We start from the raw sequence: 22150 nt of genomic DNA on the forward strand, positions 1-22150 counted from the left end.
CTCGTTTGGTGTGCGTCAAGCACAGGGGACCGTCGTAACGTTTCCCGATCCGCCGACTTCTACACCTCGTGGGTGTCGTCGATCACTCGTCGCCGGCGGACGGCGGGGTGCCCACTTTGCCCACGCCCGAGGGCGCGTTGTCCCGGTTGAAGATGTGGTTGACCGTGTCGGTCACCTTGTTGAGCACGTCGTTGACGAACTTGTCAGTTGTGGTGGACAAGTCGGACTTGGCTCCGGGTGGGGTGGTCGTCACGCCGGTGCGTCCGGGGGTGAAGTCCGGTGCGGGCCGCACGATGTTCAGGCGTGGCCCGGTGCCGGCCGCAGCGGGTGCCGCCGGCGGATCCGCGGGAGTGGGGCTGGCCGGCGCGGTTGCCGGAGCGGGGTCGGTGGGCGCAGGCGGCGGGGTGGATTGCGGGGCGGGCGGCCCAGCAACCGGGGGCGGGTTGAGATGGCCGAGCACCGCCGCGCCGAGGGTCCTGTAGGCGACGACGGCGATGTCGTTGATGCGTTCGACGACCGCGACGACCCCGTCCGGGTAGGTGATGGTGGTGGAGCCGCTGCGCGGGTCGGTGTGGCAGATCGCGGCGCCCGCGCAGTTGACGCTGCCGGACTGGTCCACCGATTGCTTGGCGTCGTGCTTGGCCATCGCGTTGCTGTCGGTGAAGACGGTCAGCACCTGAACCTTTGCGCTGGCATCGAATTCGTAGTTGATGTGGAAGACGTTGTTCGACGGGTCCGTGGAATCGAGGAGTTCGGCCAGCGTGGCGGCATCGTCGGAGCCGCCACCGATCGACAGCACTTGGTTGTCGGCGTCGGGCTGCAGGGCCTTGTAGTCGAAGATGTCGACCATCACGTCGCCGCCGGGATTGGTGACGTCGTGGAAGACGAGCGCGGCCAGGCCGACGACGGGAGTGCTGACGGCTTGCGGGTGGGTGGCGGCCACGACCATCGCGGAGAGGGCGAGACTCAGCACCGCCGCGCCCCCGCGCAGCGGCCTTCTCAAGTGCCCCAGCACCGAACGGCCTCTCCAGCTCATATCGGGATCGGTTCAGTGTAGGCCGATCGCAGCCCGAATTGACGCGAACGTGGCGGGAGGGAAATGGCTCGACACGGTAACGAATCGGGGCGCTCCGGCCGAATCACGAGGAAAGTGCGCAGGCTGCGCCGCTCGCGGCGCTTACGTAGGGTGTGGTGATGCTGAGCAGAATCCTGATCGGCCTGGTGAGTGCTGCGGGGGCAGCTGCGATGGGTGTGCCGGGCGTGGCCTCGGCCGACCCCGAGCCGGCACCGGCCCCCGTCCTTCCCAATGTCAACGCCTACAAGCCGGTGAGCCCGGTGGACTACGCGGCGATGGGCGGCAATTGGTACGCCTTCGCAGGCCCGCCCGGTGTCGTCTGCGTTCTGGACAAGGGCAACGGCAGCTATGGCTGCAGTGGCGCCCTGCCCGGCGCGCCCGGTGGCGCGAATCTCGTGAGTGCCGGTCCGTCCGGTGAGCCGGGGTTCTCGAGCACGGGCGCGTCGATCTACGCGGCCGCCGGTGACGTCAAGCCATTGGCCCCGAACACGCGGCTCAGTTTCCGCGATATCAGCTGCGGCGTCGACGGCGGCGGGACGGTGGCATGCGTGAACGGCCACGACCAGGTCGGCTTCGTCGTCGGCCCGGGCGGGACATTCACCTCGGGACCCAGCCCGATGCTGGATCGTCCGAAGAACGGCAACCCGTTGTTCCCGTCGTTCCCGGGTTAGAAGTGTGAGTCGTTGACCTCGTGGCCGGGCTTCTCGGCCATCAGTCCGCGGTAGGCCTGTTCGACGTTGGCGCCGTGATTGACCACGGCGTCGACCTCACGGGCGATCGGCATGTTCAGGCCGTACTTCTCGGCGAACTCCATGATCACGCTGGCGGCCTTGACGCCCTCGGCGACCTGGTTCATCGACGAGATGATTTCCTCAATCGTCTTGCCTGAGCCCAGTTCTTCGCCGACGTGGCGGTTGCGGCTGCGCTTGGACGTACACGTGACGATCAGGTCGCCCATCCCCGCCAGGCCGGAGAAGGTGTCGCGGTGCCCTCCGATCGCCTCGCCCATGCGGGACATCTCGCGGACCGCGCGGGCCATCACCAGTGCCCGGGTGTTCTCGCCGATCCCCAGTGAGTAGCCCATGCCGACCGCGATGGCGTAGACGTTCTTCAATGCCCCGGCGATCTCGACGCCAACAACGTCGTCCGTGGTGTAGACGCGGAACCGCTTGGTACGGAACATCTTCGCGAGGTTGGCGGCCAGATGCTGATCGGGCATGGCCAGTACCGCGGCGGCGGCATAGCCGTCGGCGACCTCGCGCGCGATGTTGGGGCCGGCGAGGATGCCGGCCGGGTGGCCGGGCAGGACCTCGTCGATGATCTGGCTCATCCGCATGTTGGTGCCTTGTTCGAGGCCCTTGACCAGGCTGACGACCGGCACCCAGGGGCGCAGTTCCTTGCTCAGTTCGGCGAGCACGCCGCGGAAGCCGTGCGAGGGCACGCCCATCACCACGACATCCGCGCAGTCGGCTGCCTCGCTGAAATCGGTGGTGGCGCGCAGGGTTTCCGAGAGTTCGACGTCGTCACCCAGGTAGCGGGAGTTGCGGTGGTTCTCGTTGATGTCCTTGGCGGTTTCCTCCGAACGCACCCATTGCAGCGTCGGCCCCCGGCGGGAGCAGATGGATGCGACGGTGGTTCCCCAGGATCCGCCACCGAGTACGACTACTTTGGGTTCGCGGCGTTCAGACGTCATGGGGTTCAGGGTATGGCGAACAACCCGGTGTTCATGGGGAGTTGGGCAACTGAATACTCGGGTCGGCGTCAGGATCCTCGTCTTGGGCGGATTCGATCACCCACTCAGGCTTGGGGGTCGGCGCGTAGGCGCCCATCCTCGCGATATCGGGTCCGGTCCACATGGTCCCGGAGGTGCCGAAGCGCCAAATGAACGTCACCACGAAGATGCCGATGGCGATCACGATCCACCCGATGAGCACGATCTCAGCGACCCTGGCCCACACGGGAAGTCATCCCGCGACGCGGGCCGGGCTGGCCACCCGGCCGAATGTCATGTTCTCGTCGACCTTGTCGATGAAGTGGTGATCGAACGCGTCGGCGAGATAGTTCTGCCGCACCACCCACGGCCGCTTGAGTCCCGACTTGGGCAGGGCGTGCAGGTTGCGCAGCACGTACCCGGCCTGGATGTCCCACGCCGGCTTCTCGGCGAGCGGCTCGCCACCCAGATGCGGGAAGGCGTGCGTGTAGCCGTGCGACTTCATGTGCGCGATCAGCTTGGCGGCCGAGCGTGCGGTCATATCGGCGCGCAGCGTCCACGACGCGTTGGTGTAGCCGATGCACCAGATCAGGTTCGGCACGTCCTCGAGCATGTAGGCCTTGTAGGAGAACCGCTCCTGGGGCTTGATCTCGTTGCCGTCCAACGTGATCCGCACGCCGCCGAGTGCATGCAGTTGCAGGCCGGTGGCGGTGACGATGATGTCGGCGTCCAGGTGTTGGCCCGACTTCAGCGTGATGCCGGTTTCGTCGAAGTGGTCGATATGGTCGGTGACCACCTCGGCGCGGCCATTCCTGATGGCCTCGAACAGATCGCCGTCGGCCACCAGACACAGCCGCTGATCCCACACGTTGTAGCGCGGATTGAAGTGCACGTCCACCGGATAGCCCGGGGGCAGTTCCTTGACGTTCTGTGCCCGGACCATCTTCCTGGCCGTACTGGGGGAGATGCGGGACAGGAACCAGACGAAGCTTTCGAAGGCCACCGCGAAGTACCGCGCGAATGCGTGAGAGAACTTGCGGGGAGTGATCTTTCGGACAAGGTCGATGAGCGGATTGACCCGCGAACCGGCCAGCAGGTAGGTCGGTGAGCGCTGCAGCATGGTGACCTTGGCGGCCTTCTGCGCCAGTGCGGGAAGCAGCGAAATCGCCGTGGCCCCGCTGCCGATCACGACCACCCTCTTGCCGCTGTAGTCGAGGTCCTCAGGCCAGAACTGCGGATGAACGACGGTGCCTTTGAAGGTCTGTAGCCCGGGGAAGTCGGGGGTGTAGCCCTCGTCGTAGTTGTAGTAGCCGGAGCCGAAGAACACGAAGCGACCCCGATAGGTTTTGGGCGCGCCATTCTCGGTGACGCGCACGGTCCAGGTGTCGGTGACCGAATCCCAGTCGGCGGACCGCACGTGGGTCTGGAAGTGGATGTGGGGAAAGATGCCGCGCTTGCGGGCGGTGTCCTCCATGTATTCGCGGATGTGGTCGCCGTCGGCGACACCCTCCTTGCGAACCCACGGTTCCCACGGCCACGACAGCGAGAAGATGCTGCTGTCCGAGCGGACGCCCGGGTAGCGGAACAGGTCCCACGTGCCGCCGATGCGCTCGCGGCGTTCGAGGACGACGTAGCGGACGCCGGGGTTGCGCTCGGCGATGCGGTACGCGGCGCCGAGCCCAGAGAAGCCCGCGCCGATGATCACGACGTCGTACGTGCCGCCGTCCTGCTCGGCGGTCACGGGTTCGGTCGCCGGAGTAGCGGTCATCGCGGTCCTCGCTTCGTGCCTCGAGTGGTGATGCTCACCACATTAGGCACTGACCGGTTGGTCGAGCGAGGGTTGTCCTACCGGTAATTGACGAACTGCAGGGCCACGTCCAGGTCGGCGCCGCGCAGCAGTGCTTGTACGGCCTGCAGATCGTCGCGCTTCTTGGAGCTGACCCGGATCTCGTCGCCCTGGACCTGCGTCTTCACACCCTTGGGGCCGTCGTCGCGGATCAGCTTGTTGATCTTCTTGGCGCTCTCCTGGTCGATGCCCTGCTTCAGGCTGCCGACGACCCGGTAGGTCTTCCCGCTGGCCATGGGCTCGCCGTCGTCGAAGGCCTTCATGGAGATGTCGCGGCGGATCAGCTTTTCCTTGAATACGTCGACAGCGGCCTTGACCCGCTCCTCGGTGGAGCTGACCAGCTCAATGGCCTCGTCGCCCTTCCAGGCGATGGTGGTGTCGGTGCCGCGGAAATCGAAGCGGGTGCTCAGCTCCTTGGCCGCCTGATTCAGCGCGTTGTCGACCTCTTGGCGGTCGACCTTGCTCACGATGTCGAACGATGAATCCGCCATTGGACTCGTCCCCTTCCTTCACGTGATCGGCCGGTTTGTAGTTGAGGTACATGATCGTTGTACCCTGCTAGTCGCACCAAACCGGATCCCCGGCGTGGCGCACCCAGGCAGGTTGCCCGAGCGGCCAATGGGAGCGGACTGTAAATCCGTCGGCGGAAGCCTACACAGGTTCGAATCCTGTACCTGCCACGTCTTTGTTCAGGCCCCCTCATCGAGGGGGCCTGAAGCGTTTGTGGGCATCGGCAGTCCCACGGTTTGTCATTGCTGGGATTGAGGTGGGAAACCATCGCGGCAAACAAAGAAGGCAACGGCGAACAGGCCCTCGATGCGATCGAGCAAGGTACGCTAGTCCACGTCGAGCTCCAGAATCGGGCGCGTACGAGTCGCCAGTCGCTCAATCATGAACTAGCGCAACAAAGCACCGGGGGATTTGTCATGTCATCGTCAGCAAAGGACGGTCGCCTAGCTGGACCTCACGACCAAGATCTGTCTGTGCGTCGCTGGCTTCAGCTCGGTGTGGCGTCGGCCGGCATGGGTGCGGCGCTGGTCGGCTGGTCTCTGGTTGGGCCCCAGATCGGTGTTGCGGGCGCCGATAGTGGCGTTGGGTCGTCCTCGTCGGTCTCCTCGTCCAACGGCGGTACCGGAACGGCCAAGCCGCGCGCCCGTGTCGAGACCCGGTCGACGACACCCCGCAAGGCGAACCGGACGGATGCGTCGTCGCGGGTGACGTCTCGCTCGAATCGCGTCGCGGTAGCCGAAACCTCCTCGGTCGCAGGCAGGCTCACCAGCACGACCACCGTGAATTCACGGGTGGTCACTGCGGCGCAAAACGCTCCCGCGCCGAAGGTGGTCGTGGCGGCGAGTAGGAGTGACCCTCTGGGCGCGGCCGGAAAATTCCTTACAGAGGCGTTGAAAGAACTCCTCAATCGGAAAACGACACTGAACCCGTTGCAAAAACTGGACGACTTGAGCCCCAAGCAAAAGAGCTTGTTGGACTTGATCCCGAAAATCCCGGTATCGAAAGAAAACACCACGTGGTACCGGGAAGCGCAAGCACGGGAAGCAGAACGACTGCTGCGAGCCGACGCCAACAAACGGCGGATGGCCGAGATAATCCAAAACGGCGTTCGGTTGACTGACAGAAACGGAAGGTCGGTCTACTCGACGGACGGGAAAGTTTTCGTCCGTTACGCCGTGACGTCGTTCAGCATCGGTCCTAACGGTCGAGTTGACGGTCCGCTTGAGCCCCAACTTTTCACTCTGTCCGACAGAGGGTCGCAGAGGAACCGGGACGCCATAATTCGGTCTATCCTGAAGCTTGACCCGGCACAGGTGCGGAGCACCTGGCCACGGTAATGCACTCCAAACTGCTTATGCCGCAGTGTGATTGCGGATCATCCCGCAGAGGCGTCGGACGGCGGCGACCCGATGCGATCTTCGGCATAGCCCGCCGCCTGAGCGGTCATCCCGTTGAATCCGTACGACGCGTGCGCGATGCCCGGTTGGCCGCCGGGGGTGCCGTCGCAGATGCTGTCTCCCGCTGCGCACAACTCGAGGAGCTTCGGAGTGTAGCTGGGTCCGATGACGAGGTCGGGCGCGTCGTACTGCTTGAGGAACTCAGCCGACGGCGTGCCGAAGAGTGTCACCGCTGTGACATGGCCGGCCACGCTGGCCGGTAGCGGCGCGGGAGCCACCGATGCGGGAATGCCGGCCGGTGCGTGGTCGGCGGTGACGTATCCGGCGACGACTGCGCCCTGCGAGTAACCGCCGAGCACGATCTTCGTGCCAGGGCAGTTCGCCGCCGTGGCCGCTACGTGCGCCCCGGCGTTCTTGACACCGTCGATGACCGTCGCGGCGAACGCCTCCCGGTTGGCGAAGTCACTGCTGGCCGCATAGTCGACGGGGTAGACGTCGAGCGTCCGCGGGCCCAGCTGTGCACGCAACGCATCCACGAACGACTGACCCACTCCGCCGACGCCGGGGGGCTCGCCGGTGCCCCGCGCAAAGACAACCTCGACGTCGGGGCATGCCGCGGCACTCGCGGACGGAATCGACGTCGAGCTGAGAACCGCACTGGCGGAGACGACGGCGGCGGTGATCCGGCCGAGCAGGTGTCGCGGTGCCATGGAAACCTCCGGTGGGGCTAACGAGATGAGCTGTCACACCGAACTACCCCGGCGTCTGTCAACGAAACCCCTTTGGAGTCACCAGGCGGCGACTTATTGCTGCTCGCAATGTGTTTGAGACGCACGATCGTCGCACCCTTACCTGGCGGATAGCTATTCCTTCCCTGTCGCAGGAGTAAGTCTGGCTTCTCGGCGATTACGGCAGAACCGCCGAATCGGCAGCATTTCTTCTCAACGAGCAACACCGAAACGAACCGAGAAGGAACCCACAATGACCGCATTCAAATACGCAGCCACGATCGTCGGCGCCCTGGCGTTCGTCGCCCTGGCCCCGGCCGTCGCCAATGCGCAGCCAATCGACAACACCGGCGGTGGCGGCGGCTGCACCTACACCGACAAGGACGGCTACGACGTCCCGATCGACGACGGCCAGGACGTCTTCGTCGACGGCAAGATCGTGAGCTGCCGCGGCGGAAAGATCGTCGTCACCACCGCGCCGGCCAGCACTGGCGGCACCGTCAAGCCCACCAACCCCTCGAAGATCGGAGTGCTCATCGACCTGCCGCGCGCGGCTGCGACCCGCTAACCCCGCACAGTCAACCTTCGGCCCGTCACCAGGGGAGTGGTGGCGGGCCGAACAACTGTGCCGAGCCCGCAACCCGGGCAAAGTTTGAACCACCGCCATCCCGAGGCCGTGTCTTGCCTAATGGGGAGGGGGCCAAACACTGGAGCAATGCCGTAACCCAGTCCACTATGTAACTGCGAGCTTCCCGGCGGGGACTGAATATGTAGGCGGCGGCTAACACCAAATACGGCGTCGGCGAGTTCGCGCTCGGTACTTTTGTAGATCGCGAATCGGACGCATCACATCGGAGGACCATCGGCATTATGGCCGGAGAACGTGCGGAGGGCGGAAAGCCCCCGGCTGAGGGGATCGCTGCTGAGCTTGTAGCAGCGGGTTTTCTGGACGCAGTCGAAGTTGGCCGGGGCGGCGCGGGGATCGTCTACCGGTGCCATCAAACCTCACTTGCGCGCATCGTCGCGATCAAGGTGCTGATGTCCGATCTCGACCAGGACAACCGCGAACGCTTCCTGCGTGAGGGCCTGGCCATGGGCAAGCTCTCCGGGCACCCGAACATCGAGAACATCCTGCAGGTCGGCGTGACCGACACCAACCGGCCCTACATCGTGATGCCCTACCACGAGGCGGGTTCGTTGGCGCAGCGCCTGCACCGCGTCGGCCGGATCGCCTGGCCCGACGCCCTGCGCATGGCCGTGAAGTTGTGCGGAGCGTTGGAAACCGCCCACCGGGCAGGCACATTGCACCGTGACATCAAGCCGGGCAACGTGCTCGTCAACGATTACGGCGAACCGCAGCTGAGCGATTTCGGCATCGCCCGAATCGTCGGCGGATACGAAACCGCGACCGGGTTTTTCACCGGCACGATCGCCTTCACCGCGCCCGAAGTGCTGTCCGGAAATCCGCCGACGGCGGTGTCCGACGTGTATTCGCTCGGTGCCACCATCTACGCCCTGATCGCCGGCGCGGCCGCACACGAGCGCAAGGACGGCGAGGATCTCGTCGCGCACTACCTGCGCATCAGCTCGACGCCCGTGCCCGACATGCGTCCGCAGGGCATCCCGGCCGACGTCTGCGCCGCCATCGAGAAGGCGATGTCCCTGGACCCGACCGAACGGCATTCGTCCGCGGCGGAGTTCGGCCGCGCGATGCAGTCGGCCCAGCGGCACAACGGGCTGATCGCCGATCAGATGGTTCTGAGCGAGGCCACCGGTCAGTCGGCGCCGCCCGCGGACACCGCGGCGATCCAGTTCGCGACGCAGACCGACCTGTCCGAGGCGGCGTCGCTGTTGGGTGGTCCTCCGGCGTCGGCGCCGCCACCCCCGCCGCCGGTCTCGCCGAGCCTGACCGGCCCGGTCTCGCCGGGCCCGGGTGGGCCGATCTCGCCGATTCCGCCGCTTCCCCCGGGGCCGATCCCACCGGGCGGATTCGGGCCGTCGACCCCGGAGCCTGACGGGCCGACCAGCATCATCAAGGGAAAGGCGCAGGATCGTCGATCCCTGCTGTTGATCGGCGCGGCGGCGATCGTGACGCTGATCGTGGTGGCAAGCCTCATCTACTTCGTGTCGTCGCGCGACAAGGCCCCCGGTGGTGCGGCCGGGCCGGCGACCACCACGAGCCAACCGACGACCGAGGTCCAGGCCGGCTGGAAGCCGATCACCAACGCTCGGGTCGCCCGCGAGGCGACCGCCACAACCCAGGCCGACGGCACCATCTGGATCTTCGGTGGCCTGGAAAGCGACGGCAGCGTCAGCGGACGTCACGAGGGCTACGACCCCGCGATCGACAGCTGGAAGGGCGGCGACGATCTTCCAGTCCCGGTCCAGCACGCGATGGCAGTGACGTGGCAGGGCACCCCGTGTGTTCTGGGCGGCTGGCGGGCCGACGGCGCCAACACGCAGGTGGCGACCGACAAGGTCTGGCGGGTGGTCAACAGTCGCTGGGTCGAACTGCCGCCGCTGTTGCAGCCCCGCGCCGCGGGCGTGGCAGCGGTGGTCGGTGGCCGCCTGGTGATCACCGGCGGGGTCGGCGCCAACGGCAAGCTGCTCAACACCACCGAGGTGTTCGACGGCACCGTTTGGAAGCTCGGAGCCGAAATCCCCACGCCGCGAAAGATGTTGGGCGGAGCGTCGGACGACAAGGTCGTTTATGCGGTCGGCGGATCCGACGGGGCCAACGATCTGGCTTCGGTCGAAGCCTATGACCCCGTTGCTGATTCGTGGACGGCACTGCCCGCGCTTCCGCAGCCGCGTAGCGATCTCGGCGTCGCGATTGCCGACGCCCGCTTGGTCGCCGTCGGTGGCGTTTCTACCGGCCAGGTGCTCAAAACCGTTTCTGTGATGGATCTTTCGGCCAAATCGTGGGCCGGTCTGCCCGATATGAGCACCGCGCGTCACGGCATGGCCGTCGCGGCGGTCGAGAAATCGGTCTACGTGATCGGCGGAGCGACGGCCGCGGGCAACAACCAGGTGACTTCGGCGGCAGAGACCTTGAAGCTGGCGCCGCGCAAGCTGCAGCCCGCGTCGGCATGGCGCGCGCTGCCGGATGCCCCGACCCCCCGGCTGATGATGGCCTGGACCGTGCTCGACGACAAGATCTACATCGCCGGCGGCATGAGCCATGGCGACACCCTTCAGCTGGTCCAGAGCTACGACCCGCAGACCGGTGCGTGGGCGGCCCAGCCGCCGCTGCCGGTCCCGCTGCACCACGCGACCGCGACGACGTTCCGTGGCGAAATGGTGGTCATCGGCGGCGCCAGCGACGAGCTGGCCAGCGCGTCGAACAAGGTTTACGCCCTGCGTGGTGGCAACTGGGTGGAGCTACCCAGCCTCACCCACGCCCGCGCGGGCGCCGCGGCTGCGGTCGTCGGAGACAAGCTCGTGGTCGCCGGCGGCCAGAACCAGAAGCAGTTGGTGGCGCAGACCGAGGTGTTCGACGGCCAGTCCTGGAAGGACGCGGCCGACCTGCCGACCCCGCGCGAGCACTTGGCCGCCGTGTCGGACGGGACCTACGTCTACACCGTCGGCGGACGATTCCTGTCCGCCGACAAGAACTCCGCGGCGTTCGAGCGGTTCGATCCGGCGTTCGGGCAGTGGACCAAGCTGGTGGACATGCCGACCCCGCGCGGCAGCTACGGGGCCACGTTCATCGACGGCCGGATCGTTGCCCTCGGTGGCGAGGAGCCGACGCAGGTGCTGGCCACCGCGGAGATGTACGACATCGCCGAGGGCAAGTGGATATCCCTGCCGCCGATGCCGACGGCGCGCCACGGTGAAGTGGTCGCCGCGGTCGGAGACACGGTGTACGCCATCGGCGGTGCGAATCGGCCGACGCATGAGGGTGGGGTCGCGACGGTCGAGGCGCTGGACTTCTCCTAGCGCCTTACTGACCAGAACCGTTGTCGCGCAACATGTTCAGCGTGACAGCGCCGCGCCGAATGGCCTCGTTGGCCAAGCGCACCCGGCGCTCGCCCTCGGGAGGGATCGAGAACTTGTCGTACAGGTTCTGCAGATGCTGTTTGATCGCGGCCTCGGTGACGAAGAGCTCCTGAGCCATCTGCTTCACCGACACCGCCTCGGGGAACGGATCCCCGGACACCAGCGGGCGGCACAGAACGACGAGGACCTCGAGCTCGCGCGGGGTCAGTCGCGGGGCCGGCTGGGACGGGGCGACAGATACCGTGGCTTCACCGATGGTCGCTTCGTCAGTACCCCGCACCTCCCAGAAGACCAACTTGGACTTGCCGATCCGCAACTCGTCGCCCGAGCGCAGGACGCGCTCGGCGGCAATCTTCTCGCCGTTGATGTAGGTGCCGTTGCGGCTCCCGACATCCCGGATCGACCACGCGTACCCGTGGTTCTCCAAGACGGCGTGCAGGCGCGAGACGGTCGAGTCGTGGTCGAGTGACACCACGTTCGACGAGGACTTGCCGACCGTTACTCGCTCGCTGCCGAGTGGGATCAGCTGCCGTCCGGAGGGTTTCCAGACTTCCAGGTGGGAAGGCATGTCGACAGCTTATTCGGCGCTGTCGACGAGCCGCATCCAGCCGAACTCGTCCGGTGCGTCGCCGTAGTGGATGTCCAGCATCGCCTCACGCAACCGCGAGGTGACGGGACCCGCGGTGCCGTCGCCGACCGGCCATTCCCGCTGGCCGGAGACCACGTGGCCGACCGGGACGATCGAACGGAAGGTGCCCGAGACGAACGTCTCGGTGATCCGCCCGTCGGCGCAGCTCTGCTCCCATTCGTCGACCGTCAGCGGTTCGGCGGAGACCGGATAGCCGAGCGAGAGCGCCAGCTGCAGGACCGTGTCACGGGTGATGCCCGCCAACAGTGATCCGCTCAGGGGTGGTGTGCGCACGCACGGTCCGTCGAACGTCGACTCCACGAAGAACAGGTTGGAACTGCCGGCTTCCTCGATGTAGCGGCGCTCGACCGCGTCGAGCCAGACGACGTCGTCGCAGTCGTTGGCGGCGGCGCGCCGCTGGGCGACGTAGGCGCCGCCGTAGTTGCCGCCGCACTTGGCTTCCCCGGTGCCGCCCGGTGCAGCCCGGATGTGATCGGTCGCGATCCACAGCTTTAGCGGCTTTGGCTCTGCGGTGGATGCCGGCCGCGACGGTGTGCCGATCACGGCGAACAGAAACTCCTCGGCGGGGCGGTTGCCCAGGCCCGTCTCGGCCGCAATCATGAACGGCCGCAGGTACAGACTGTGTCCGCGGGTGGGCGGCACCCAGTCCGCGTCGGTCTGCACCAGCGCCGCCACGGCCGCGACGAAGTCGTCGACCGGCAGCGTCGGCATGGCCATCCGGCGTGCGGAGTTGTTGAACCGGCGGGCGTGGTCAGTCGGCCGGAACACCGCTCGCTGACCGTCGGGGCGCCAAAACGCTTTCATCCCTTCGAAAATCGTCTGCCCGTAGTGCAGCGCCATGGTGGCCGGATGCAGGGCCATCGGGGCGAGTGGGCCCAGTTGCGGTTCGTCCCAGCCCTCCTGCGCCGACCATCGCATGGTCACCATGTGATCGGTGAACACATCGCCGAATCCCGGTGTGGCAAGTGCGGCAACCCTATTCATGAGATCTCCTTGAAGTGTCTGAGTGCACGGTCGACGAGCGGACCGGAGATCCCGGTGTAGCCGGCCGGATCGAACAGGTCCGCCACGTCTGCGGTCACGCCCTTGTCGTGCAGGGCGACTGTCAGCAGGTCGGCGACATCGGCGCCGGTTCGCTCCGCGGTCGACGTGACCTCGGCCAGTAGGCGTTTGGCGTTGCCCTTGCCGAGCAGCGGCGCCAGCACCGCGTTGACGCGTTCGGAGACGATGGCGCCGCGGGTGAGTTGCAGATTCGCGGCCATCTGCTCGGGGACGACCTGCAGTGTTTCGGTCAGGCGTACGGAGTTGGCGGCCGCGCCGGCAGCGATGCGCAGGCACTCGCGCAGCGGCTGCCACTCGGCATGCCAACCGCCCGAGGACCGTTCGTCTTCGGCGGCCATGGAACTGAACAGGATTGAGGCGATCGGTGGCAGCTGCCGGGCCGCGGTCGCGACGAGGGTGGCAAAGACCGGATTGTGCTTCTGCGGCATGGCCGACGACGCGCCCCGGCCGGGTGCGGACTCCTCGGTGACCTCACCGATCTCGGTGCGGCTCAGCACGAGCACATCGGCGGCCAGCTTGCCGAGCGCGCCGGTGGTGACCATCAGGCTGGCGGCGACATCGGCCAGCGGAGTGCGGATCTGGTGCCAGGGCAGGACCGGCTCGGCCAGCCCGAGGCGCTCGGCCACCAATGCCGGCAGGCGCAGCGTGGCATCGGCCGACTCCTGCCCGTACTGGTGATAGGCCGCGAGCGTGCCCGCGGCGCCGCCCATCGACACCGGCAGCGTGTTGCGGGCCTGGCGCACCCGCTGGACGGCGTCGAGCACCAGGTGTAGCCACGTCGCGGCCTTCAACCCGAAGGTGACCGGCACGGCGTGCTGGGTCAGGGTGCGCCCGGCCATCGGGGTGTCCCGATGTGTCTCCGCCAGACCGGCCAGCCGGTCGGCGCAGGTGATCAGGTCGTCGGCGATGCGGTCCAGGGTCGCCGCGCAGAGCAGAGCCAGCGCGGTGTCCAGGATGTCCTGGCTGGTGCTGCCGCGGTGCACGTACTCCGCGGCTTCGGGGTCGACGGACCGGACCGCCGCGGTGAGCTGCTCGACGAACGCGACGACGGGGTTCGCGGTGTCGCGCACTCCCGCGGCGACCGCCGCGCGGTCGATGTGTGCAGGCGCGGCGGCGGCCCTGATGGCCACCGCCGCGCCCGCAGGGATCACGCCTAATTCGGCCTGTGCTTCGGCCAGTGCGACTTCCGTCGCGAGCATGGCGCTCAGCACAGCGTCGTCATCGACCAGATCGGCCACGCCCGTCGCCGCCCATGCGGGTGCCAGAATTCCGTAGTCCGTCATGCCGATCGCTCCGTCAGTTGGTCGGTGGCCGATTGCAGGGTGGAGCGGGCAATCGCGTCCGCGTCGCCGAGGATCACGGAGTTGACGCCCGGGCGGATGCCCGCCGCGGTCACCCAGTGCACCGACTCGGTGGGCACGCCGAACGCGAAACGCCGTGGGTGAGCGCGGTCGTGTGCGTCGAGCAACCGGTACGGACGGCGGGTGACGGCGACACCTCCGGCAACCCAGTGCCCGCCGCCGCGGATCGGAATGCGGTGCGCGCGGCACTCGCCTCTTTCGAGCAGTGTCCGTAGCAGTGGGTCGGCGCTGCGGTGCAGGTCGGTTTCCGGCAGCCGCGCCTCGATCAGCGTCGCTGCTCTGACGGTGAGGTCCGGGCATTTTCGTGAGTAGGCGACGAATTCGCCGCTCTCGCAGTCGACCTGCATATCCGGGCCGAGGACCTCGAGGATGCCGGCATCCATCAGCGCGCAGAACTGCTCGATCCGTTCGGCGGGCGGGCCGATCGACAGGAACGCGTTGAGCGGCATGTACCAGCGTTGGAGCTCGTCGCGGTACGAGTCGCCGGACAGGCCGCCGTGGTCGACCAGCAGACGGATCTCGTTGCGCAGGTCGCGCAGGACGTCCATGGCTGCCTTGCGCGGCCCGGTCACGTTGCCCTTGTCGGCCTCGCGGACTTCGTCGTCGAGGTAACTCCGCAGCCAGCTGCGGAATTCGCTCGTCGAGGACACGTCATTGTCGCTGTACGGCGTGGCGATTCTCTGCCAGTTCCAACCACTTTCGGGATCGATGTCGAATTTGGCCAGTACGGTGCGCTGGGCTTCGCTCTCCTCGATAGCCAGCGGATCACCGAAGATCGGCACGGTCGCCGGCTCCGCGGCAGCGAACAAGGTGGTGAATTCGTCTGCGTCACAGGTGCATCGGCGCTCCCGGACCAGGGTCGCGTAGTACACGGTGCGGACTTCCTGGTCGATCAGCGGCCAGATGTCACGGCGGAAGTCGGCGGGTGCGCCGGCGTCGGCGCGGGCGCGCAGCCGTTCGATGACTTCGGGGGTCACGTAGCGGGCCGTGTGTCTGCCGAACGATCCCTTCTGGTTCTTGCCGCGGGCGTGGTAGGGCACCCCGCGCCGCGATCCGACCACCAGGTGGGGTTCCTCGCCGGACGCGACGTATTTCAGGCTACCTTCGTCGCGTACGAAAGACCCGCCGCGGCCGATGCTGAACAGCGCCATGTAGTCGAAGAAGTTGAGGCCCATGCCCCGCAGGATGATCGGCTCACCGGCGGGGATGGCGTCCAGCGCCACATCAGCGGGGTTGTTTGGCGCGATGTACCGGATGTCGTTGCGGAACGCGTACTCACTGAGGGCGGATTCCGTCTCGCCGAGGTGATGCGGCTGGTGTCCGAGCGCGAGCACGACGGACTGCAGGTCGCTGATGACCTCACCGGAGTGTAACGCGATCTCCTGCAAGCCATTCGGCATATCGCGCACGTCGACTGCGATCGCCTGGTGCGACACGAAGCTGACCGAGGGCGGTGCGCTCCAGATGATGCGGTCGCGCGCCCACTGCAGGTAGCTGCCGTAGAACGGCCGCGACGGGTAGTCGTCCGGTCCGAGTGTAAGGGCCTCGGCCCGAACAGCTTCCGGCACGGTCGGGCTGCCGACCAAGGCGATGGAGCGGGCCCACTCGTAGAGGCTCGGCCCCGGGACGACCGGTCCGTCGCAGTCCACGGTGTCGTCGACGAAGATCGTCACCTGGCAGGCGACCGTGTTCATCAACAGCACCCGGTCCTGGTCGCTGCGCCAGACCTGACCGCCGTCGAACACATGCGGGTCGATGAGGTGGATGACGAGCTGCTGGCCGGGCGCCAGAAGTAAATCGGCGTTGGCGCACAGGCGTTCTGCGACCGAGAGGCCGCGGGGGCCGAGGCCGACGATCGCCGTGTGTAGCGGCTTAGTGAACACCGGGCGCCCCGCTCATGGTGCGGCCGAGTGCTTCAGCTACGGGAGCCAGCCGAGCCATCACGTCGGCGAATTCGTAGGGCAGCAGTGCCTGCTTGCCGTCGCACAACGCCTCTTCCGGCGCCACGTGCACGTCGATGATCAGTGCGTCGGCCCCGGCGGCGATTGCGGCCAGCGACAGCGGTGCCACCAGGTCGGGGTGTCCGCCGGAGTGGCTGGGATCCACCATGACCGGCAGGTGGGTGCGCTGCTTCCACAGCGCGACCGCGGTGAGGTCGAGCGTGAAGCGGGCTGAGGGCTCGAAGGTGCGAATTCCGCGCTCGCACAGCACAACCTGATCGTTGCCCTCGAGCAACAGGTATTCGGCAGCGGCGAGGGTCTCTTCCACGGTGCAGCCGAAGCCGCGCTTGAGCACCACCGGGAGTCCGCTCTGGCCGGCGGCGGTCAGCAGCGCGAAGTTCTGCATGTTGCGCGCGCCGATCTGCAGGGCGTCGACCACGCCGGCCAGCCGCTTGACGTGCTCGGGATCGATCACCTCGGTGACGACGGGCAGACCGGTGCGTTCGCGGGCCTCGGCCAGCAGATCCAGACCGTCCCACTGCAAGCCCTGGAAGGAATGGGGCGAGGTGCGGGGCTTGAAGACGCCGCCTCGCAGGCCGGCCGCGCCCTCGGCGGCGACGACGGCCGCGGTGGCCAGCGTCTGCTCGCGTGATTCGACCGCGCACGGGCCGGCGATCACCGCGACCGAGCCGTCGCCGATCGTCGTCGGACCGAACGAGACCTGGGTGCCGCTGGGGCGGAGCTCCTTGCGGCCCAGCGGGGCCTCCTTGTGCCGTTCCACCACGTGCGTCGGCGCGGGCAGATCTAGGAGATAGGCGGTGTCGATGAGCTCGATATCGGACGCCGAGAGGACGTGCGACTCACCGAGGCGGTACAACTCGGCGGGGGAGCCGCCGGCTTCGAAGTGCTGGATCCATCCCTCGACGCCGGCGCGGGTGATGCTCTCGTCGAAGATGAGCAAGGTGTCTGTGGTCATGGCTCAATAGTCGTGACCTGGGGCTTTCTGCGTAATCGCCTGCGGTACCAGATAATTCCATGCGCGAGGATAGGTTTTCCTGTCCCCGCGGTAAGTGTGCGCGGCTGACGCGAAAACGACACCAGGGCTGCGAATCGCGAAGATTCACAGCCCTGGTGTCGATCTCGGCGCCCACTAGCGCGTGTGCACCTCGATTGCCGCGCGGACGCGTGCCTCGATGGCGTCCAGCTCCGCGAGCGTCGGGGCGTCGATGAAGAAGGTGACGGCCCGGTCGTCGGAGCTGCGGATGGGGCCCAGCTCCGTGCCGATCGCCTCGTAGACGAACACCGCACGCAGCGCCGCAGGCGCATGGGCGGGCAGCGCGGGAATGTCCGGCCAGGGATTGCCGTCGTTGACCCATCGGGGCTGCACGTCGGGCCAGTCGACCGTCACGTCGACGAGTGTGCCGGGCTGGTGCGCGACGTACACCTGCCGCGCGTACCGCCGGGCCGCGGGATAGTCGGCGGGCTCCCCGAGCGCGATCCGCAGGATCTCGGGCTCCATCCGCCAGCCCGTTGCGAGCCGGTACAGCACCATGATTCCGTCGCCGGGAGTGCGGGCGGCCACCTCCATCAGCCGGGCCTCGCCGTTCTCGTCGAGACGCCACTCGGCGTGCGTGATGCCGTTCTCGACACCCAGCCGGTCCAGCAACTCGATGTTGGCCCGCTGCACCGCATCCCACGCGTCGTCGCGCGGGGCGGGCACGGTGTGGGCCATCTCGACGAAGTACTGCGAGTCGACGTCGTTCGTCTCCTTGCGGGTGATCGAGGAGAACAGCGTCTTGCCGTCTTGGGTCAGGCTCTCCACCGAGTACTCCTGGCCGGTGATCATCTGTTCGACCAGGATGGTCTCCTCGGCGGGGTAGGTCGCCAACTGCGCGGCCAACTCGGCGTCGTCGTGCACCATCTGGACACCCTCGCTCGAGTGCCGGGTGGCCGGTTTGACGACTGCGGGCAAGGGGACCGACCCGGCCTCGGCAGTGCGGGAACCGGGCGGCATCAGCGCCGACACCGGGCTGAGATCGGGCAGGTACCACCGCTGCAGGAACTTGTTACGGCAGGCGCGGGCCGCCCGCAGACCCGGGAACGGCAGGTCGAAGGCGTCGGCGATCAGGCCCGTCGGCTCCACGAGAGTTTCCCCGACGGCGTAGGTACCGACGACGTCGTACTGCGCGCGCCAGCGTTCGGCATGTTCGATGACCCCGGGAAGGTAGGAGCCTTCGCTGGCGACCGACCCGTCGACGAAGGCGATCTCGTCGATCATCGAGGCGGGATGAGCGGGGTCGTCGCCGTGGGCGGCCGCATACGAGCGCGAGATTGCCGGGGTGATCACCAGGACCTTGAGGTCTCGCCTGCGTAGCTCCTCGATGTAGATGGCATCGCGGCAGACGACGGGCAGGTAGCCGGTCAGGATAAAGGCGCGAGGTTTCATGATGCGGTCCTTCCAGATGTGACGGGGATTCGTACGGTGGGCTGGCTCGACGGCGGACCGGCGATGACGGCGGCGGGAATGTTGGCTTCCAGCCGCAGGATTCGGCTGCCGATCCGCACCGACATCCCGGGGAGCCAGGCGACCGGCTTCCACGGCGCGATGCGGGTCCACCGGGTCTTGCCCGCCGCCCGGATGGCGACGCCGTTGCGCGATTCGCGGTCGATGACGTACACCTGGCCGGCGATACTGCGAATCTCCAAGTGCGCCCGTGACATTCCGTTGGAGCGGACGTCGATCTGAATCGGCCGCAGCCCCCGCCGGACGGCATCGCACTGATGCGGGTCGCGTCCCACCACGCAGTCCCGATCCAGGATGAACCGCGACGCATCGTCGAGGACAACGTGTTCGAGATTGCGCTGGACCTGGACCGTGGTCTGCGGCACGAGGCGAGCCGGCGGGCGGACCGCGAACGGGGCGGCGGCCAGCACGACGGTGGCGGGCTCGGCCACGACTTCGGCCGGCTGCTCCGCGTCGACGGGGAAGGGCCGGCTCCGGATCGCCCAGTGGACGACGGGCACGGTCGCCAGACCCGCCGCGGTGAGCATGCCGCCGAGCATCAGCCAGCCGACCTGCCCGATGCCCAGGCACAGGAAGCCGAGCACCGCGGGCGCCACCGCGAACGCGGCACCCAGGCCCATGTCCTGCAGCCCCACGTACTCGCTCTGCGCATGCGCGGGTGCCAGCTCGAAGCTCAGCGCGAACACCGCTGCCGCATGGCACATTTCGCCCACCGAGTGCACAGCCACCGCGACCAGCAGGACGGCGGCCGACGCCCAGCCGGGCAGCCCGGACGAGACGGCGACACCACCGCAGGCGATCAGGAAGACCAGCCCGGCGACCCGCATGGCGGCCGCACCCTGGCGGACGGTGTGCACCTTCTTGCCGACCCAGACCTGCAGGGCCACCACGCCGATGGTGTTGACCAGCAGCACCGCACCGACCATCCAGCGCGGGGCGTTGGTCTCGGTCGCGATCCACAACGGCAGCGCGAAGGTGATGACCGCGTACTGCAGGCTCATCACGCCGTTGAGGATCGTGTACGCGATGAACGGCTTGTCGCGCAACGCAACCCCCGGCCGGGTTCCCGGCGGAGCCGGCAATGGCTCGAAGTAGGGCAGCATCGCGGTCACCAGCGCGCCGACCAGAAAGGTCGCGGCATTGGCGATGAACAGCACCTGGTAGGCGACCAGGGTGTGCAGGGTCAACGCCAATCCGCCGATGGCGGCGCCGATTCCGACGCCGGCGTTCTCGATCGCCCGCAGCTGCGAGCGGTAGGCCGCGGCACCTTCGCCGCCGACGCGACGGATCAGGCCGCCGCGAGATGCCCGCGACGCCGCTGTCGCGAGCATCTCGACGACCGTCACCACGACGAACATCCAGATGTGGCTGACGAAGACGTAGGCCACCATCGTCGCGGCGAGCACCACCAGGCTGAGCGCCGCGACCCCACGGGGGCCGCGGCGGTCGGCCAGGTGGCCCATCGGTACACCGGCGAACAAGCCGATCAGTCCGGCCACGGCCAGCCACAGGCCGACCTCGGTGACCGAAAGTCCCAGTCCCTCGGTGAAATACAGGACCGACGACGTCATGAACATGCCGGTGCCGATGTTGTAGATCCCGGTGCCCAAGCCCAGGCGGCGACGCGCGCCGGGCTCGGGGACCAGGGTCTTGAGCCACGTCCCGATCATGCGACTGCGCGGTTCTCGAATGACGAGCACAGGGACAGATCGCTGTACCGTTCCCGCAGTTCGCGTTTGAGCACCTTACCCGTCACACCCACCGGGAAGTCCTCGGGTGTCACGGCGATGTCGAGAACGGCGATGCGGGGGTGGCCCGCCTTCGACAGCACCTCGTTGGCCTGTGCCAGCAGCCGCGCGGCCGCCGACGGCGCCTCGTCGGTGATGATCACCGCGACCGGGACGATACGCTCGCCGTGCCGGCCGGCGACGACAGCGCAATCGGTGATGGCGCTGATCTCGCTGAGCAGCACCTCCTCCATGAGCACCGAATAGCCGGTGCCCTCGGCGGTTTCGATGGAGTCCTTCGTCCGGTCGACCACGAAGATGTTGCCGTCCGCATCCTGGAACACGAAGTCGCCGGTCAGCCAGTAGCCGCCGAGCTTGGAGCGGTAGGTGGTGTCCGAGTCGTTCCAGTACCCGGCGGTGATCGACGGACCTTTGGCTCCGAAGAAGCCGACCTCGCCGACCGCCGCCTTGCTGCCGTCGGGCCGCAGCACCGCGACCTCGGCGACCGGGTCGGGCTTGCCGACGCGGCGGTCCGAGCGCTCCGAGGCCAGCGTGCGGGGCTGAACCACCAGGCCCCAGCCGAGCTCGGTGGTGCCGAAGCGGTCGTAGAAGGTCGGCGGCTCCTGGTCAGGGCTGCGCTTGGCCAGGATCGCGTCGATGTGGGCGCCGTGGATGGCGTCACCCATGTTGACCCAGTAGTCGACCGAATCGACAACACCGGTGGCTGTGTCGAGAGCGGCCAGTTCGGAGTACGCGTGTGCGAAGGCCATCACGCCCTTGGGCTGATGCAGGTGCACGGCCTCGGCCAGCTGCTCACCGCTCGGGTCGTAGAGCGCCACCAGCGGGGTGCCCGCGAGGATGGAGTAGGCGGTGTACACGATGCACCCGAGATGCGACTGCGGTTGGGCGGTCATCATCCGCTCCTGGGCGGGCTCGATGTAGTTCACCAGACGGAAGCGCGGTCCGGCGACACTCGACGCGTGAGTCTGCGTGACCGCCTTGGGGATTCCCGTGGTGCCTGACGAATGCATGATCGACACCGGGTCCTCGGCCGCATGCTTGAAGCGCCAGGCGTCGGGCAGGGTGGCCGCGGGCGGTGCGGGCAGGTCCTCGGCGAGCTGAATCCACTTGAGGCCCAGTGAATCGATGCCGTGGTTGATGGCCGCGAGACGCGTGCGGTCGGTGTAGATCCCCACCGGCGTGGTGCGCTCGCACAGACCGAGCGCGAGCGCCGGTGACGCCTTGCTGTTGATGAGCACGCCGATGGCGCCCAGCTGGGCCAGCGCATTCAGGTGGATCGTGTAGGCGAAGGTGTCCGCCATGTACAGCGCCACCCGGTCGCGCGGGCCGACACCCTGCTCGTGGTACCAGACCGACCAGCTCTGCACGAGCGAATCGAGCTGGGCCAGGGTGAATTCCGTCTGCTCCTGACCATCGGTGTTGATCACCGGGCGGCCGGTACGGATGAACGGGATGTGCGGGTCGGGGTGCACGGCCATCGCGGTGGCGATCAGGTTGCCGCCGCCGAGCTCGGGCATCGCTGCCAGGTCCGTCCGCTGTTGCGGGGTGAGCAGTGCGTGAGTGGTGAGGGACATGGGTCAGACTCCTTGTGGTTGAGGGT

General features: G+C 67.4%; 18 protein-coding genes and 1 tRNA gene. 4 read left to right on the plus strand and 15 right to left on the minus strand.

The window, feature by feature from the left end; all coding sequences use genetic code 11:
- Positions 1-82 precede the first annotated feature (82 nt).
- Positions 83-1036, minus strand: a complete 954-nt coding sequence (locus EV580_RS28370) for a hypothetical protein (protein ID WP_183507707.1) — start codon at positions 1034-1036, stop codon at positions 83-85.
- A 158-nt stretch (positions 1037-1194) separates the two neighbouring features.
- On the opposite strand from EV580_RS28370, the gene EV580_RS28375 reads away from it, so the two are divergent.
- Positions 1195-1746 carry a hypothetical protein gene (locus EV580_RS28375; RefSeq protein WP_133695672.1) on the plus strand — a complete coding sequence of 184 codons (552 nt, stop codon included), beginning with the start codon at positions 1195-1197 and terminating at the stop codon, positions 1744-1746.
- Here EV580_RS28375 and EV580_RS28380 read toward each other — a convergent pair.
- The 4 genes from EV580_RS28380 to EV580_RS28395 all read right to left on the minus strand — a co-directional run bounded on the left by EV580_RS28380 (position 1743) and on the right by EV580_RS28395 (position 5123).
- Complete coding sequence (locus EV580_RS28380) at positions 1743-2768, minus strand: NAD(P)H-dependent glycerol-3-phosphate dehydrogenase (RefSeq protein ID WP_133695674.1); 1026 nt, start codon at positions 2766-2768, stop codon at positions 1743-1745. The genes EV580_RS28375 and EV580_RS28380 overlap by 4 nt on opposite strands.
- Positions 2769-2799: 31 nt before the next feature.
- Positions 2800-3033, minus strand: a complete 234-nt coding sequence (locus EV580_RS28385) for a hypothetical protein (protein ID WP_133695676.1) — start codon at positions 3031-3033, stop codon at positions 2800-2802.
- A 6-nt stretch (positions 3034-3039) separates the two neighbouring features.
- Positions 3040-4554 carry a flavin-containing monooxygenase gene (locus EV580_RS28390; RefSeq protein WP_133695678.1) on the minus strand — a complete coding sequence of 505 codons (1515 nt, stop codon included), beginning with the start codon at positions 4552-4554 and terminating at the stop codon, positions 3040-3042.
- A 77-nt stretch (positions 4555-4631) separates the two neighbouring features.
- Positions 4632-5123: a YajQ family cyclic di-GMP-binding protein gene (locus tag EV580_RS28395; RefSeq protein WP_133695680.1), complete on the minus strand. Its 492-nt coding sequence runs from the start codon at positions 5121-5123 to the stop codon at positions 4632-4634.
- A 106-nt stretch (positions 5124-5229) separates the two neighbouring features.
- On the opposite strand from EV580_RS28395, the gene EV580_RS28400 reads away from it, so the two are divergent.
- Positions 5230-5312, plus strand: a tRNA-Tyr gene (locus EV580_RS28400).
- A 317-nt stretch (positions 5313-5629) separates the two neighbouring features.
- Here EV580_RS28400 and EV580_RS28405 read toward each other — a convergent pair.
- Together EV580_RS28405 and EV580_RS28410 are read right to left on the minus strand one after the other, a co-directional pair.
- The gene (locus tag EV580_RS28405; RefSeq protein WP_133695682.1) at positions 5630-5941 is read right to left on the minus strand and encodes a hypothetical protein; all 312 of its coding nucleotides are present in this window, start codon (positions 5939-5941) and stop codon (positions 5630-5632) included.
- Between the two features lie 576 nt (positions 5942-6517).
- Positions 6518-7249, minus strand: coding sequence for a cutinase family protein (locus EV580_RS28410; protein WP_133695683.1), 732 nt, complete (start codon positions 7247-7249; stop codon positions 6518-6520).
- A 271-nt stretch (positions 7250-7520) separates the two neighbouring features.
- On the opposite strand from EV580_RS28410, the gene EV580_RS28415 reads away from it, so the two are divergent.
- A complete protein-coding gene (locus tag EV580_RS28415) occupies positions 7521-7835 on the plus strand; it encodes a hypothetical protein (protein WP_133695685.1) in 315 nt (104 codons plus the stop codon).
- Positions 7836-8137: 302 nt separating this feature from the next.
- Positions 8138-11206, plus strand: coding sequence for a serine/threonine-protein kinase (locus EV580_RS28420; RefSeq protein WP_133695687.1), 3069 nt, complete (start codon positions 8138-8140; stop codon positions 11204-11206).
- 4 nt (positions 11207-11210) lie between these two features.
- On the opposite strand, the gene EV580_RS28425 is transcribed toward EV580_RS28420, so the two are convergent.
- From EV580_RS28425 to EV580_RS28460, 8 genes are all read right to left on the minus strand, one after another.
- Complete coding sequence (locus EV580_RS28425; protein ID WP_133695689.1) at positions 11211-11834, minus strand: FHA domain-containing protein; 624 nt, start codon at positions 11832-11834, stop codon at positions 11211-11213.
- Between the two features lie 9 nt (positions 11835-11843).
- Complete coding sequence (locus EV580_RS28430) at positions 11844-12899, minus strand: branched-chain amino acid aminotransferase (protein WP_133695690.1); 1056 nt, start codon at positions 12897-12899, stop codon at positions 11844-11846.
- Positions 12896-14260 carry a class-II fumarase/aspartase family protein gene (locus EV580_RS28435; protein ID WP_133695692.1) on the minus strand — a complete coding sequence of 455 codons (1365 nt, stop codon included), beginning with the start codon at positions 14258-14260 and terminating at the stop codon, positions 12896-12898. The genes EV580_RS28430 and EV580_RS28435 overlap by 4 nt, the downstream gene beginning before the upstream one ends.
- Positions 14257-16221 (minus strand): FAD/NAD(P)-binding protein, encoded by a 1965-nt coding sequence (locus EV580_RS28440; protein ID WP_133695694.1) that lies wholly within the window; start codon positions 16219-16221, stop codon positions 14257-14259. The genes EV580_RS28435 and EV580_RS28440 overlap by 4 nt, the downstream gene beginning before the upstream one ends.
- Entirely contained in the window at positions 16211-17254 is a 1044-nt protein-coding gene (gene aroF / locus EV580_RS28445; protein ID WP_133695696.1) for a 3-deoxy-7-phosphoheptulonate synthase, read from the minus strand. Before aroF ends, EV580_RS28440 begins: the two co-directional genes overlap by 11 nt.
- 174 nt (positions 17255-17428) lie before the next feature.
- Positions 17429-18724 carry an ATP-grasp domain-containing protein gene (locus EV580_RS28450; RefSeq protein WP_133695698.1) on the minus strand — a complete coding sequence of 432 codons (1296 nt, stop codon included), beginning with the start codon at positions 18722-18724 and terminating at the stop codon, positions 17429-17431.
- The gene (locus EV580_RS28455) at positions 18721-20472 is read right to left on the minus strand and encodes an MFS transporter (RefSeq protein ID WP_133695700.1); all 1752 of its coding nucleotides are present in this window, start codon (positions 20470-20472) and stop codon (positions 18721-18723) included. Before EV580_RS28455 ends, EV580_RS28450 begins: the two co-directional genes overlap by 4 nt.
- Positions 20469-22124 (minus strand): class I adenylate-forming enzyme family protein, encoded by a 1656-nt coding sequence (locus tag EV580_RS28460; protein WP_133695702.1) that lies wholly within the window; start codon positions 22122-22124, stop codon positions 20469-20471. Before EV580_RS28460 ends, EV580_RS28455 begins: the two co-directional genes overlap by 4 nt.
- Between the last annotated feature and the right edge of the window lie 26 nt (positions 22125-22150).

It is taken from the genome of Mycobacterium sp. BK086 (assembly GCA_004362315.1).
Taxonomy (GTDB): Bacteria; Actinomycetota; Actinomycetes; order Mycobacteriales; family Mycobacteriaceae; genus Mycobacterium.